The organism is Barnesiella sp. B2-R-119, from assembly GCF_023656675.1.
GTDB classification, from domain to species: Bacteria; Bacteroidota; Bacteroidia; order Bacteroidales; family Barnesiellaceae; genus Barnesiella; species Barnesiella intestinihominis.
In genome coordinates, this window is sequence record NZ_JAMOKL010000001.1 from 349,482 (window position 1) to 364,120 (window position 14,639).

A 14,639-nucleotide genomic window follows, 5' to 3' on the forward strand; every position below is an offset into this window, starting at 1 on the left:
CAAAAATGAAACATTATGATAGATTTCTCCAAAGAACACAAGACCTTACTTAGCCGACTGGCGAAGAGCCCGAACGACATGGAAGCCCGTGCCGACCTACTGCGTTGTAACTGTCTCTGGGCCGAAGAAAATATAAAGGGAAACAAAAACACATGGCAAAATGCGAATCTCATACGTGAAGTATTACAATATGGGCCTCTTTTACTCGAAACGGGAGAAATGAGCATGTATGACCTCGTTTACAAAACATGCGACAGAATAAAAAGGACTATATTTTCACATCCTCGCCTATCTGTAAAAATTCTCGAATTGGAAAGGGAAGCCCTTTATCGTATCGAAGCAGAAACTGGTCACGAACTGGGTATCACCGAAGACGTTCAACATGAAATTAGCCTATTAGGAACAAATATATGGTATGCCGACCGTGGTGAATATGATAAAATTAAAGACGAGGGACATTTGAAACACGACCCGGTAGAATGGACTGCCCGCTGGGAAGAGGTTATCGACGAAGCAGAAGCAAAAGCATATACCAGATTACAAGAACACCCTCAGGGCATGGGGTTTTGTCATGCCTATTGGCCGACGTTATCTGCTATTTTGGCCGAAGACTACGATATCCAGTGGCGTAGCCCGTCCCAAATGAACCCCAAAATTCTGTTCGATTAGCAGAGTATTAGCCTAAAAAACAGAGGGATACATGTTAACGATGTATCCCTCTGTTTTTCTATTCTATTTTAAAACCCTTTCTTATTTACAAATCGAACTTATAGCCTAATGAAAGCATGAACATTGTATTATTAGGACTACCCTCCTCATCGTAGACATTAGAAAGTCCGAAATTATAACGGGCATCGATCGTCATACCAAAATCAAACTCATACCCAACTCCCAAAGCAAGAGAAAAATCGAATGTTTTAGCCTTATAGCCATATCCATATGGTTCCAAATCTTTGGACGAAATCTCTTTTCCCGCCAACTTCGCTTTATATTCATCATCGACACAGAAGCCGAATTGAGGACCAAAATGAACATTCAAACCTGCCCACGGATAAATTTTCAACAAAACTGGTATATTCAGATAGTGTGAAGTATAGTTCGATTCCAAAGTTTTCGTGAGAACCGGTATATCATCAAAACCAGCCCCCTGCATCGAATAATAAAATTCGGGCTGAATCGCCAATAATTTATTAATACGATAATTAGCAAAGATCCCCACATTCATTCCTGCTCTGAAATTCGATCCATCTCCAGTCAAAGAAGAGACGTTAAGACCTAATTTCGGACCCATAGAAAGTTGAGCGAAAGCTCCACCCATGCACATCACGGTAGCGACTACCAATAAAATCTTTCTCATTTCTTTTTAGTTTTGTTACACCTAGTTCTCCAAAGGGGTATTTTAATACAATTTCTGCGGGGAGAACTTCAGTAATTTTTTTCAAAATATTTACTGATCGCATGTTAATAAAGCGCGAATATAGCCATTAAAGCTATATATAAAAACTATTTATATTCTTTTTCTTCCACATCACAAAGATACACCCCACAACACATTATCTATCAACTACATAAGCCATCAACATAATAATATAAAATACGAATATTTATATAATCATGCCATAAAAATAAAAATACCAACTATTTTCTTTGTAGCGAACTTAAAAACAAAAATCTATGGCAAATAATTCGTACAAAAATCCGTCGATGAAACAACTCGATATTTTAAAAACCGAAAACGAAATAGAGCGCTCTCACTACCCGATACTGTTACAGGCTCAAAAAGCATGGGAGAATATAGAACATTTCAGGCAAAAGCGAAAACGAAACAGGGACTATACTTATGGAAAACAATGGAACGACTTGATAAAACTACCCGACGGCAGAGTCGTAAGCGAAGATCAGTATATACGGGAACAAGGAAAAGTTCCTCTGAAAAACAACCTGATCCGCCAAATGGTCAAAGCCGTTTTAGGGCAATTCAGAAACAACCAAACCCAACCTGTATGTATAGCTCGCGACAGGCAGGAACAGAGCTTGGGGGAACTGATGAGCACAGCCGTCCAATACGCCTACCAGCATAATCGGTTACAAGAACTCGATAGCCGCACATTGGAAGAGTTTTTGATTTCGGGTATTTGTTTCCAGAAAATAGGATATGGACACCGTAGAGGAAAAACCGACGTCTGGGTAGATGAAATAAATCCGAACCGAATATTCTTCAACGCTATGGAGGACAGCCGCCATTGGGATTGCACTCTCATAGGCGAACTACACGACATGTCTATCGCCGAAGTAATATCGAGATTTTCTTTCGGGTCAAGGGCTCGTGCCATACAATTACGTAACATCTACTCAGAGGCCGACAATGAAACGATACGGCACAACTTCGAGAACCTCACGGCAAAAGCAATCGACCGGCTCGATTTTTTTATGCCGGCCAATCAAGATATGTGCCGAGTCATAGAAATATGGAAACTCGAAAGTCGGGAAGTACTGAACTGCCACGATTTCCGTTCCGGTGAATATTACCACATACCTGTGACAGGAGCCGAGGATATAAACAAAGAAAATAGGAAAAGAGTGCACGAAGCTCGCACATCGGGACAACCGGAAGAGACTGCACAGCTTATCGAAACAGAATGGAGTATAATGCAAACATGGCGGTATCGCTTCTTCTCCCCACTGGGAGACTTATTGGACGAAGGAGAAACTCCCTACTGGCATGGAGAACACCCTTACGTGTTTAAACTATATCCCCTCATAGACGGTGAAGTACATGCCTTCGTCGAAGATGTAATCGACCAGCAGAGGTATATCAACCGACTGATTACCATGATAGATTTTATCATGGGTTCGAGCGCAAAAGGCGTATTACTATTCCCGGAAGATCAAATTCCCGATGGCATGACAATCGAAGATATTGCCGACGAGTGGACCAAATATAACGGTATCATTTTATTCCGTCCCAGACCGGGCTCTCCCATGCCCCAGCAAATAGCGGTCAATGCCACACAAGTGGGAGCTTATGAAATGCTTTCGTTGCAAATGCGCTTGTTCGAAGACATATCCGGCGTCCACGGTGCTATACAGGGCAAAGCAGCCCAATCCGGTACTCCGGCCTCTCTATATGCCCAACAAATACAATACTCTTCGACCAATCTGCTTGATCTATTCGAGTCGTTCAAAACATTCCGAGAAGACCGGGATATAAAAATCATGAAAACAATCCAGCAATTCTACTCGGATAACCGTTATTTAAACTTAGCAGGAAACAATTACGGAAAAGAAATCTCTACCTATACCCCAGAGGAAGTTCGTAATACAGAATTCGATTTATCAATTGCCGAAACACTATCGACACCCGCTTTAAGAATGGCATCCAACGAATTTCTTATGGAGCTGTTTCGCTCCGGGAAAATATCGCTCGAAATGCTTCTGCAAAACGGAGCCTTTCCTTTCGCCGACAAACTGCTGCAAGCTATCCATCAAAGTCAAGCCGAATCGACACAACAAAACACCGCACCGCAAATTTAGACGATCGGTTTATCTTAATCGAAACAGAGACAGAATCCCAAGCGGATTCTGTCTCTAAACTCTAACCATAAATATAAATCAAAACAGACACTACTTCTGTAACACATATTCTTTCATATGAGCTATATCGTCTAAATAATCTTGTAAGTCTTGTTCATGATCTTCCTCCTCTGCCAAAATATGTTTGGCGATATCGCAAGTCGTAAAATCCTTCCCGTCGGTCAATGCAGCGATCGTCTGATAACGTAATATAGCGCAACGTTCTGCTGCGACATTCTGTTTCAGCAACTTGACTACATCTACATCAGTAGGAGGAGTATAAGCACATTTTGCCAAATCGAACCATTTCTTAGGATCCAATACGGGAACCCCCTCCAACTCGATAATACGGTCGGCTATCAATTTAGCATGTTCGAACTCTTCCATAGCATGTTCCTGAAATTCTCGTTGTACATCGCCACGCATAGCGCCTTTCACAACAAGGGCTCCCACCCAATATTGATAAAACGCCAACCATTCTTCCGACAAAGCGGCATTCAACTCATCGAGAACTTCCGATACATCTATTCTTCCCTTCAAAATAGCTACACTTTCTTTTGCCATAATTATATCTCTTTTAGATTAAAAACTTTCCTTAATAACAATTGCGATATCTCGTTGGTTCACCACGACACCTATAATTCTACTTCCATATTTTCAATAACCGATATTCACGTCTCCATACTTAGAGTCATTGAGTATAGAGGAGATTCGAATAAAAATGAAATTAGTCGCTTTATCTTTTTTTCGTCTTTCTCTATATTTGTAGAATATAGGATACGGTTCGGCAGAGTCAAATCGGAAATGAAATTTCCGTTTGCCTTTACACTTGTCTTTCGCTATATTTGTAGAGTTTTTCTTTAATTATAAAATTTCTGCAATGAAAAACATACGCACAGCTATTATTGGAGCCGGCTACCGGGGACGGTACTTAATAACCCTTTTGCAAAAAATAAATCTATTCGATATTATCGCTGTCAGCGATATATCTCCCAACCTATCAGAAATTATATCGCAACTATTCGCGGGAGAAAAGATTCCTAAAATTTACAATTCTGGGACTGACGATTATCGACGAATGCTAAATGAAAACACGATAGACCTCGTCATCATAGCTTCCCCGTGGCATCTCCACAAAGAACAAACCATCGAGGCATTAAAATCTGGATGCCACGTCGCAATAGAAGTGAAAGGAGCATTGGATATAGACGAGTACCCCGATATTATCCATGAAAGCCGACAGAATAAAAAGCAGGTCTTTCCTCTTGAAAACACACTATTCAGAAACGATATTCTGGCTATAAACAACATGATACATGCCGGGATATTCGGTCGCTTGGTCTTTCTTCAAGGAGGATACCGACATGACCTCACCCATATACTCATAGATCAAACCGGAAACTTCGGTGTACAGAATGGGTCTGAATCAGAGTGGAGATCGAAATATTACGAAACCGAAAACGGCGATTTATATCCGACCCACGGATTAGCCCCCTTGTGCATGTTCCTTGATATCAATCATACAGACCATATAAAAAGCATCATGTCTTTCTCCACAAAACCGGGATTAGGACTCCACGCTTGTATGGCCAAGCGAAAAGGATTAAAATATACCGACATACAACAACACATATTTCGAATGGGCGATGTCGTCACTTCGATACTCCAAACCGATTCCGGGGCTCAAATAAACTTATTGCACGATACCACTCTCCCGCGGCCCCGTTCTCTCAACTACGAAGTTCAAGGAACCAACGGGATTTGGAATGCCGAGAAAAATGCCATTTACATCGATGGATTAAGTCCTTTCGAGGAATGGGAACCCGAAGATAAATACATCGAGCAATACAAACATCGGTTCTGGCAGCAATGGGAATCGGAAGCTCTTCGCTATGACGGGCATCATCAAGGCATGGACTACATCATGCTAAGGGTCTTGGGTGAAGCTCTGCAAGGCCGGGAAAATTATCCGGCAACGTTGGAAGATATGGCAACTTGGGCAGCAGTATCGCCCTACTCGAAAATATCCATTCAAAAGGGAACTTCGATACCCTTTCCCCATTTCTAAACCATCTCGAACAGACATAGAAAAGAGTCGCTCCGGATTTTCGGAGCGACTCTTTTCTATACTCTATAAATCAACCTTTATTACAAAAGGCTCCAAGCGACCGTCAATCCCGCCATCACAATAGCGACCATGCTCATTAGTTTAATCAATATGTTCAAACTCGGACCAGACGTGTCTTTGAACGGGTCGCCCACCGTATCTCCAACAACCGTCGCTTTATGTACTTCACTGTGCTTTCCTCCGAAATTACCCTCTTCGACATACTTTTTGGCATTATCCCAAGCCCCTCCGGCATTCGCCATAAAGATAGCCAAAACAAATCCTGCGCTAAGACCACCGATAAGTAACCCGACAACACCCGATACACCGAATATCAATCCCGTAGCAATAGGAGCGATAATCGCCAATAACGAAGGGAATACCATTTCCCGTTGCGCTCCCTGAGTAGAAATAGCTACACAACGTTCATAATCAGGTTCAGATTCTCCGGTAAGAATACCTTTTATCTCCCTGAACTGGCGACGCACCTCTTCCACCATGTGTGCAGCAGCACGTCCCACAGCATTCATCGTCAATCCGCAGAAAAGAAATGCCATCATCGAACCGATGAACATACCCGACAAAACTTTCGGATTCATCAGCGTAATATCATAATACCGCATAAAATCGGTAAATGTCGCCTCACTAATCAAGACCGATGTACCATCGGCAAATTCGAGCACAGTCTCTCCGATACGAGTCAACCCGATACGAATCTCTTCCATATAAGAAGCCAGCAAAGCGAGACCGGTAAGTGCAGCAGAACCGATAGCAAATCCCTTTCCGGTAGCCGCCGTTGTATTTCCCAAAGAGTCGAGGGCATCGGTTCTTTTTCGCACCTCCTCGCCCAAACCGCTCATCTCAGCATTTCCTCCCGCATTATCGGCAATAGGACCATAAGCATCGGTTGCCAACGTGATTCCCAATGTCGAAAGCATTCCCACCGCAGCAATACCTATACCATATAAACCGAGAGTGACATTCGATAAATCGAACCCGGATGCAAACAAATAGGAAAGGATAATACCAGCGACAACGGCAATCACAGGAACGGCAGTTGAAATCATACCCAACCCGATACCCGAAATTATGACTGTTGCAGGGCCCGTTTTCCCGCTCTCCGACAAACGCTGTGTCGGACGATAGGATTGAGAGGTATAATATTCCGTACTGCGACCTATAACAATCCCCACTAACAATCCCACGATTACCGAACCGCCGATAAATGCCCAGTTTTCTAACTTTAAAGCCCATAAAATTCCAAAAGTAGCGAATACGATAAGTACAGAACTGAGGTTTGTACCGAAGGAGAGAGATTTCAACAAATCTTTCATCTTTGCATCTTCCCGTGTACGAACCGAAAATATCCCGATAATAGAAAGCAATATACCCACTGCCGCAATCAACATAGGAGCGATTACGGCTTTCATCTGCATGTCGGTTTCGCCGGCTCCCATAAAGGCCGCAGCTCCCAAAGCCGATGTCGCTAATATCGAACCGCAATACGATTCATACAAGTCGGCTCCCATACCGGCCACGTCTCCTACATTGTCACCCACATTATCGGCTATCGTTGCCGGGTTGCGAGGGTCATCTTCTGGAATCCCCGCTTCGACCTTACCGACAAGATCGGCTCCCACATCGGCAGCTTTTGTATAAATACCGCCTCCCACACGGGCAAACAAAGCCTGAGTAGATGCTCCCATTCCGAAGGTAAGCATCGTAGTCGTTATTACACAAAGTTTATGGGCAGGATTCATAGCTTCTGCCGGAATCACTGCATTCAACAGAAGATACCAAAACGATATATCGAGAAGACCTAACCCTACAACGACAAGTCCCATAACAGCCCCGCTGCGGAAAGCGATTCGCAGTCCACGATTTAATGAAGTACGGGCAGCATTAGCCGTTCGGGCAGATGCGTAAGTGGCTGTCTTCATTCCCAAATACCCCGATAAGCCGGAGAAAAAACCGCCCGTGAGAAACGCCACCGGAACCCATTTGTTCTGGACTCCAAAACCGAACGCCATGATAGAAAACAATATCACTAGAACTAAAAACACCAAACCCACGACCTTGTATTGCTGACGTAAGTAAGACATAGCTCCTCTGCGAACATAAAGAGCTATTTTTTTCATTTGAGGCGTTCCCTCGTCCGTTTTCATCAACTGCTTATAAAAATACCAAGCAAAGAGTAATGCTAATACCGAAGAAATAGGCACAAGCCAGAATAATGCATTTGTCATAGCAATTATATAATTAAGTTAACATTTTTAGACTGGTTAAAGGTAAGTTGGTTTGCATAAACTGCCAAATCTTTTTCTCTAATTTTTGTTTTTTAGTCCTCAAAAAACAGTATCGATCGGTATGAAACCCTCCTTTTTACATTCAAACATTTTGGAAATATTTCTTGGAAGTTACAATTAAAAAAAATATATTTGTTCTTGTTTCCTTTTTATCTTTACCATATTATTTATGAAAAATAGTTCCAAATTCAATTCATTAGGAGGTTTTCCCGATCTCGAATCTTTCAAAGACGAATCTGGGAAATATGGGTATCGAGAGAAAAAAACTCAAAAGATATTTATCGCCCCTCAATTCGATGCAGCATATTCTTTTCACGAAGGAATAGCGGCAGTGAAAGTTGATCATAAATATGGATACATCGACCGACACGGATTAATAGTCATCAAACTCGACTACGACTGGGCCAGTTCCTTTCATAATGGATTAGCCATGGTAGAACGAAACAACCGATATGGATATATCAATCAAGAAGGCAAAGAAATCGTTCCTATTATTTATGAACACATCGACGATTTTCACGAAGGGCTGGCTCCGGTAAAACTAAATGATAAATGGGGTTATGTAGATTGTTCGGGGAAAGTTGTCATTCCTCCTCGATACGACGATTCTTGGTGTTTCAACGAATCATTGGCGGCTGTCAGAGTCGATGAGAAATGGGGCTTTATAGATAAAACCGGACATTTACTCATACCTTTGCAATATGATTATGCTTGGAATTTCAAAGAAGATGTCGCAGCGGTAAAGCAAAACGGGAAATGGGGTTTTATAGATAAAGCGGGGCAAGAATTTCTACCGTTCCTATATGACGAAGCAGATTCTTTCTCAAAAGGATTCGCCGAAGTCAAAATGGATACGCTTTGGGGAGTTATCGACAAAACAGGTACATGGGTAAAAAACGAGGATTGCATCTGACCTCTCTACTATAATAACTTGATCTGAATATTTTACAGGCATCCGATTTTCATCGGATGCCTTTTTATTTTCCCCTCCCGTATGTTTTTCGATCCTGCCACAATTTCCCACTCTTTCTCATAGATATTTGCAGTAGATACATACAATCGAACGAACTAAAAACTTACTAAAATGCTAAACTTATTTTTAACGGCACTTCCCCTGTTAGGGAACTATTTGTTTTCACAAAAGAATAAAAAACAGTCTCAACAAACCATTCAAACAAATCAAAAACGCTATGAACAAAAACTATCACAACTAGATAGTCTCTTCAATAGGAACTATTACAGTAACATTCTCGATCGATCCGACGTGAGGGGGTTACTCGGTAATCTACGCGAACAGATGTCGGAAACGACCCGAAATCTAAAAAATAAGGCAACCATTACCGGAGCTACACCCGAGACCGTCGTCACTGTCCAAAAATCTCAAAACCAAGCATACGGCAATGCCGTCAGCCAAATAGCAAGTCAAGCGGCGACATGGAAAGAAAATACGCTTCAAAATTATTTGTCGGCCCGTAGTGCTTTGGAAGATTTTTACCGTCCGTTGAAATCGGATTATATGAACAATATACTCGGTAAAACATTTCCCTCCTTCAATCCTCTACAAAATCTGTTCAACCCAAATACACAATTTTAAGATCATGGATACAATTTTTACAACAGAAAATTCGCAACCGACCAAAACATTAGCAGACTATATGAACGAAGGGAAAAGTTTTTTGGAAGCCTATCAAGCTCAATCACCCAAAAGACTGGCCAGAGGCAAAGCATACGAACAGGTAGAAATGCTGAAAGAGCTGTTAAACCTGTTACATCAACCGGATAATACAGAGGTACAGCTGGTTACAGATGTTTTAATTCCGAAAACATATCCCGAAAAAGAAAAGAGGTTCCTCAACTATCTCTCATGGTTAACGTTTATCTCTGACCGTAACAAACCGAAACACCCTTGCCCTCCTTTGAGCGAAAAAATTTTATTGCAAGCCTTTCGTATGGGACGTAATGAGTTCGAGCGCAAACATCACATATTCAACCTATTGGTATCCATCGGATACCCTTTACAACAAGCCTGCCTGCTTGCCAAATATTTAGATAATAATATTCATTAAAAAATTTCCAATAAAAATATGAGCACCTTAAACCCCGATTTACTACAAGAAGGTAATGGTATATATGGTTGGGATTTAATCAATCCCTATCTACAAGAATGGTATCGAAAAAAAGAAAATGGAGAGAACGAAGAATCACCCGCTTTCATAGCTCCGTTACCGGGAGAAAATTCGGTTGTACCATTCCCCTCTATTCCTAAACAAGAAACACCAATACCCCTAAAACCCGACTACCCGATAAACCCCGAACCGGAAACCCCGATCGAAGCACCTCGCAAATTAAAGTCTTTAACCGAAGGAATAAATCTAGCGGGCGAACGTATTTGGAACGATCTAAAATATTCCCGAGGATACATACAAGACAAACTATCTGATAGTGAAATGTCCGAAGCCGCCCAAAAAGCGTTGGAGCGACTTCCCGAATATCAAAGAAGCACCGAGTCCCAACTACAAAATAAAGAAGACTCTTTACAAAATGAAACCGAACACAGTACCTCCGATCGTCCTCGTCTTGAATTAAAAGGACTCGAAGAATATCGTCGATTAAGAAATGAGAATATTTCTCCAAACGAAATAAACAGACAACTCTCCGAGACAGCCCGATGGGGAAACGAAGGGAAAAAACTCATGGAAGAAGCTCGCATAGCGAATAACTCTTTTCCCGAAACCGAAGGCTGGGCAACTATTGGTGAAATCATAGCTAATATAGGGAGAGTGGGAATACCGGTTGCCGCCGGAGCCGCCTTCGCTCCGGCAGGTATCGCTGCTGGTATTGCTAATGTTGCCTCTTCCGTTGCCGAAAGCCACGCACAAGCACAAATGGAACTGGATAATTTCGAACAAGAAACAGGACAACGTTTAACCGATGGACAACGTACCGGATTCGTAGCTATTTGTATGGGAGCCGATCTCCTGTTTGACACAATCTTACAAAGCCGATACCTTAAAAATCTAAAATCGGGAGCCAAAAAGAAAGCATCGGAATATTTCAAAAAGACGATTCTTAAAAATCAAACAGCACAGACTGAAATAAGTAAAATAATGAGTAAACTGTCAAAGACCGATAAATCGGCTCTTATAGCAGGAACCTTTAACGATGCGGTAACAGGAGGAACCGCCGAAGCTCTCAATTCGGTCGCTCACGATATGGCTGAAACGATTTACAACGAACCGGGACAATATCCGACCCTCGAATCGATCCTACAAAACGCTACTACCGGTATGGTATCGGGCAGTTTGGTCGGTGCTTCCGTTGGAGGTACGGGACGAGCCATCAATCTGAAAAAAAGAAATATGCGGAGAAACAAGCAAACCACCACAGCCCTTGTAGACCAACATGGATTTGCATGGGAAGTCCTCGACTACGATCCGGAAAACAAAATCGCCGAAGTACTTTCGCCCAATGGAAAAAATACAATAAACGTACCCGATATTGAGCCCGACATGATTCATTCCTTCTCCGTAGGAGAATATAAAAATACCGGCAAAATAAAAAGAGAGATAAACGAACCCGATCCGTTCGCCCCAATTATACCGGACCAGACAAAAGATAAAGTATGGCAAAAAATGTCTACACGTGGGAAATACAGACTAACCAAAGATTTAGCCGAACGTATGGGGCTCGATAACGTTATTGTTTATGAACATGAGTCCGACCTACCGGTCTCCGTCCGATCTCTAAAAAAACAAGGTGGTAAAATAGGCGGATATTATATGCACAACGGTAATATAGGTATCGTTCTCGACAATATCCCTTCCTACACAAGATTGCAGAGAGTCCTATTGCACGAAGCGATAGGGCATCAAGGCCTTGATGCTCTTTTCGGCGACTCTTATTTTAAAGACGAATTTTTAATGAAAGTCTATCGGTCTATGCCCTCCGAATGGAAATTGAGAGGCAATTCGTGGAATGCTCGAAAAACCGATGCCGAAGAGTATTTGGCCGATTTGGCGAGTAACGGCGTATCGTCTTCCGCATGGGATCAAATCTATGGGGAATTGAGAAATATGCTCCGAATATTCATTCCGGGACTAAACTTCTCGGAAAGAGAAATACGTAACATTCTCATACGTTCCAAAAACGCACTAAAAAAGGACGATTCAATTTCCGAGATGAACAAAAAAATCCGACAACGGCATTTAAACGAATCGGACGACTTAGGGACACCACTAACCGAATCCGACCCGGAAACATACCGTTTCTTGTGGGAAAACGACCCAGAATGGAAAAACTACAAAAAATTCTATGACCACGTATATGGAGAAAGGACCGACATAAACGATTAAAAATCGCCCCCGGCTGTTTCTGTCGATCAACAGTCGGGGGCAGTTCTATCTAAATCAAATTACCAAACTTATCCATAACAAATCTCACCATTCTCATTTCGATATTCATCGAAACTCTTATTATATTGAGTCATCGCCCGCAAACTCATACCCATACTCGAAAATCCTCCGTCGTGATACAAGTTTTGCATAGTCACTTTACGAGTTAAATCGGAAAACATTACGATACAATAATCGGCACACTCGTCGGCATTGGCATTACCAAGAGGAGACATACGATTCGCAAAATCCATCAACGATTCCATTCCTTTCACCCCGCTACCGGCAGTCGTCATGGTAGGAGACTGAGATATAGTATTGATTCGAACATTTTTCTCCCTACCATAAATATATCCAAAACTACGGGCGATAGACTCTAACAAAGCCTTCGCATCCGCCATGTCGTTATAGCCGAATAAGGTTCGCTGAGCCGCGACATAAGACAAAGCCAAAATAGAGCCGTACTCGTTAATGGCATCCATCTTTTTAGCCACCTGTATCATTTTATGAAACGAAACAGCCGAAATATCCAATGTCTTGGATAACATATCGTAGTCCAAATCATCATAAGGACGCTTTTTTCTTACATTCGGAGACATTCCGATAGAATGCAACACAAAATCTATCTTACCCCCCAAGACCTCCATAGAGCGCTTGAAAACATTTTCAAGATCCTCCACGCTGGTTGCATCTGCCGGAATAATCTCAGCATTTAATTTTTCACCTAATGTATTTACCTCCCCCATACGCACTGCCATAGGCGTATTGGAAAGAGTGATCGTTGCACCTTCCTCCACTGCTTTTTCAGCTACTTTCCATGCAATGGACATTTCATTAAGGGCTCCGAAAATAATACCTCTTTTTCCCTTTAATAAGTTATAACTCATAATTTATACTTTTAAGCACAATATTGCACAGTTTGTGCAATATTGTGCCGTTTTGCGGCTGCAAATATAGATACTTTTTTTTAATCGCAAAACAAAAAGTTCGATTTTGTTATCTCGACATTACAATTCAACACTTTATAATCTCCAACTTACAAATTGACAAAACCAAACGACCAATGACTCGCTCAAACGACATCGACCATCAAAAAGGATATTTCATTTATTAAATACTTTTAGAATAAAAAAAGCAGCTCCCATCGAAAATTTATCCGTATATTTGACTTTATCAAATATAGGTCTCGATTTGGACAAGACAAAATAAAAAAACTTGTTGTTCATTTTGTCCCACCAATCATCTTTCATTATATTTGTATCGTGAAATTAACTAAAATAATAATTTTATACACACAAAACCATGAGTAAGCCATATGTTGTAGGTATTGATATAGGTGGTACCAATACAGTATTCGGAATTGTTGATGCCCGCGGTTCTATCTTAGCCACAGGTTCTATCAAGACTCAGAAATATACCGAAATAACAGACTACGTAAATGCACTGCACGAAGAACTATCTCGTCTTTTGGCGCAAGAAAACGTAACCGATCAAATTGCCGGTATAGGTATAGGAGCTCCTAACGGGAACTATTTTAACGGAACAATCGAATTTGCACCTAACCTCCCGTGGAAAGGCGTAATCCCCTTAGCCCAAATGGTACGGGAAAAATTCAATATTCCGGTAACTATCACCAACGACGCTAATGCCGCTGCTATCGGTGAAATGACCTATGGAGCTGCCCGCGGTGTAAAAGATTTCATCATGATTACCCTCGGTACGGGTGTAGGTAGCGGTATCGTCATTAACGGACAAATGGTCTATGGGCACGATGGATTTGCCGGAGAACTCGGGCACGTAATCGTACGCCGTGGAAATGGCCGCCTCTGCGGTTGCGGCAGAACGGGTTGTCTCGAAGCCTATACCTCCGCCACAGGTGTTGCACGTACGGCTCGGGAATTCCTCGAACTTCGCAACGACGAATCCACTTTACGGCAGCTTCCTATTCAAGAGATCACTTCGAAAGACGTTTACGATGCGGCCGTGTCAGGCGACAAACTATCTCAAGAGATTTTCGAGTATACCGGTACAATCTTAGGAGAAGTATTCGCCGATTTCATCGCATTTTCAAGCCCCAAGATGATTGTCCTGTTCGGAGGATTAGCAAAGTCGGGCGAACTGATCATGCGTCCTATCCGCGAAGCTATGGAAAAAAATCTGCTTGCTATTTACAAAGGAAAAGTAAAACTGGTACTTTCGGAATTGAAAGAGAGTGATGCCGCCGTATTGGGAGCCAGTGCTCTGGGCTGGGAAGCCAGCTAA

Annotated in this window: 12 protein-coding genes; 8 read left to right on the forward strand and 4 right to left on the reverse strand. The window is 42.1% G+C overall.

What is annotated here, in order from left to right:
* Positions 1-15 precede the first annotated feature (15 nt).
* Positions 16-669: a hypothetical protein gene (locus NBH06_RS01290; protein ID WP_250792396.1), complete on the forward strand. Its 654-nt coding sequence runs from the start codon at positions 16-18 to the stop codon at positions 667-669.
* Positions 670-754: 85 nt separating this feature from the next.
* Here the strand turns inward: NBH06_RS01290 and NBH06_RS01295 are convergent, their stop codons facing one another.
* A complete protein-coding gene (locus NBH06_RS01295; RefSeq protein WP_021892074.1) occupies positions 755-1,357 on the reverse strand; it encodes a porin family protein in 603 nt (200 codons plus the stop codon).
* A gap of 317 nt (positions 1,358-1,674) precedes the next feature.
* Between NBH06_RS01295 and NBH06_RS01300 the strand changes: the two genes are divergently transcribed.
* Positions 1,675-3,534, forward strand: a complete 1,860-nt coding sequence (locus NBH06_RS01300) for a portal protein (protein ID WP_250792397.1) — start codon at positions 1,675-1,677, stop codon at positions 3,532-3,534.
* Positions 3,535-3,624: 90 nt separating this feature from the next.
* Here NBH06_RS01300 and NBH06_RS01305 read toward each other — a convergent pair whose 3' ends face one another.
* Positions 3,625-4,137, reverse strand: coding sequence for a ferritin-like domain-containing protein (locus tag NBH06_RS01305; RefSeq protein ID WP_008860937.1), 513 nt, complete (start codon positions 4,135-4,137; stop codon positions 3,625-3,627).
* Positions 4,138-4,453: 316 nt separating this feature from the next.
* On the opposite strand from NBH06_RS01305, the gene NBH06_RS01310 reads away from it, so the two are divergent.
* Positions 4,454-5,641 (forward strand): Gfo/Idh/MocA family protein, encoded by a 1,188-nt coding sequence (locus NBH06_RS01310; RefSeq protein ID WP_250792398.1) that lies wholly within the window; start codon positions 4,454-4,456, stop codon positions 5,639-5,641.
* Positions 5,642-5,721: 80 nt separating this feature from the next.
* On the opposite strand, the gene NBH06_RS01315 is transcribed toward NBH06_RS01310, so the two are convergent.
* Complete coding sequence (locus tag NBH06_RS01315) at positions 5,722-7,926, reverse strand: sodium-translocating pyrophosphatase (protein WP_250792399.1); 2,205 nt, start codon at positions 7,924-7,926, stop codon at positions 5,722-5,724.
* A gap of 229 nt (positions 7,927-8,155) precedes the next feature.
* Here NBH06_RS01315 and NBH06_RS01320 point away from each other — a divergent pair, with 229 nt between their 5' ends.
* From NBH06_RS01320 to NBH06_RS01335, 4 genes are all read left to right on the forward strand, one after another.
* Complete coding sequence (locus NBH06_RS01320) at positions 8,156-8,899, forward strand: WG repeat-containing protein (protein WP_008860940.1); 744 nt, start codon at positions 8,156-8,158, stop codon at positions 8,897-8,899.
* Between the two features lie 171 nt (positions 8,900-9,070).
* On the forward strand, positions 9,071-9,580 hold the full coding sequence (locus tag NBH06_RS01325; RefSeq protein WP_021892071.1) for a hypothetical protein: 510 nt from the start codon (positions 9,071-9,073) through the stop codon (positions 9,578-9,580).
* 4 nt (positions 9,581-9,584) lie between these two features.
* Positions 9,585-10,052, forward strand: a complete 468-nt coding sequence (locus tag NBH06_RS01330) for a hypothetical protein (RefSeq protein WP_250792401.1) — start codon at positions 9,585-9,587, stop codon at positions 10,050-10,052.
* 18 nt (positions 10,053-10,070) lie between these two features.
* On the forward strand, positions 10,071-12,338 hold the full coding sequence (locus NBH06_RS01335) for a hypothetical protein (RefSeq protein WP_250792403.1): 2,268 nt from the start codon (positions 10,071-10,073) through the stop codon (positions 12,336-12,338).
* A 68-nt stretch (positions 12,339-12,406) separates the two neighbouring features.
* Here the strand turns inward: NBH06_RS01335 and NBH06_RS01340 are convergent, their stop codons facing one another.
* On the reverse strand, positions 12,407-13,264 hold the full coding sequence (locus NBH06_RS01340; RefSeq protein ID WP_021892069.1) for an enoyl-ACP reductase FabI: 858 nt from the start codon (positions 13,262-13,264) through the stop codon (positions 12,407-12,409).
* A 415-nt stretch (positions 13,265-13,679) separates the two neighbouring features.
* Here NBH06_RS01340 and NBH06_RS01345 point away from each other — a divergent pair, with 415 nt between their 5' ends.
* Complete coding sequence (locus tag NBH06_RS01345; protein ID WP_250792405.1) at positions 13,680-14,639, forward strand: ROK family protein; 960 nt, start codon at positions 13,680-13,682, stop codon at positions 14,637-14,639.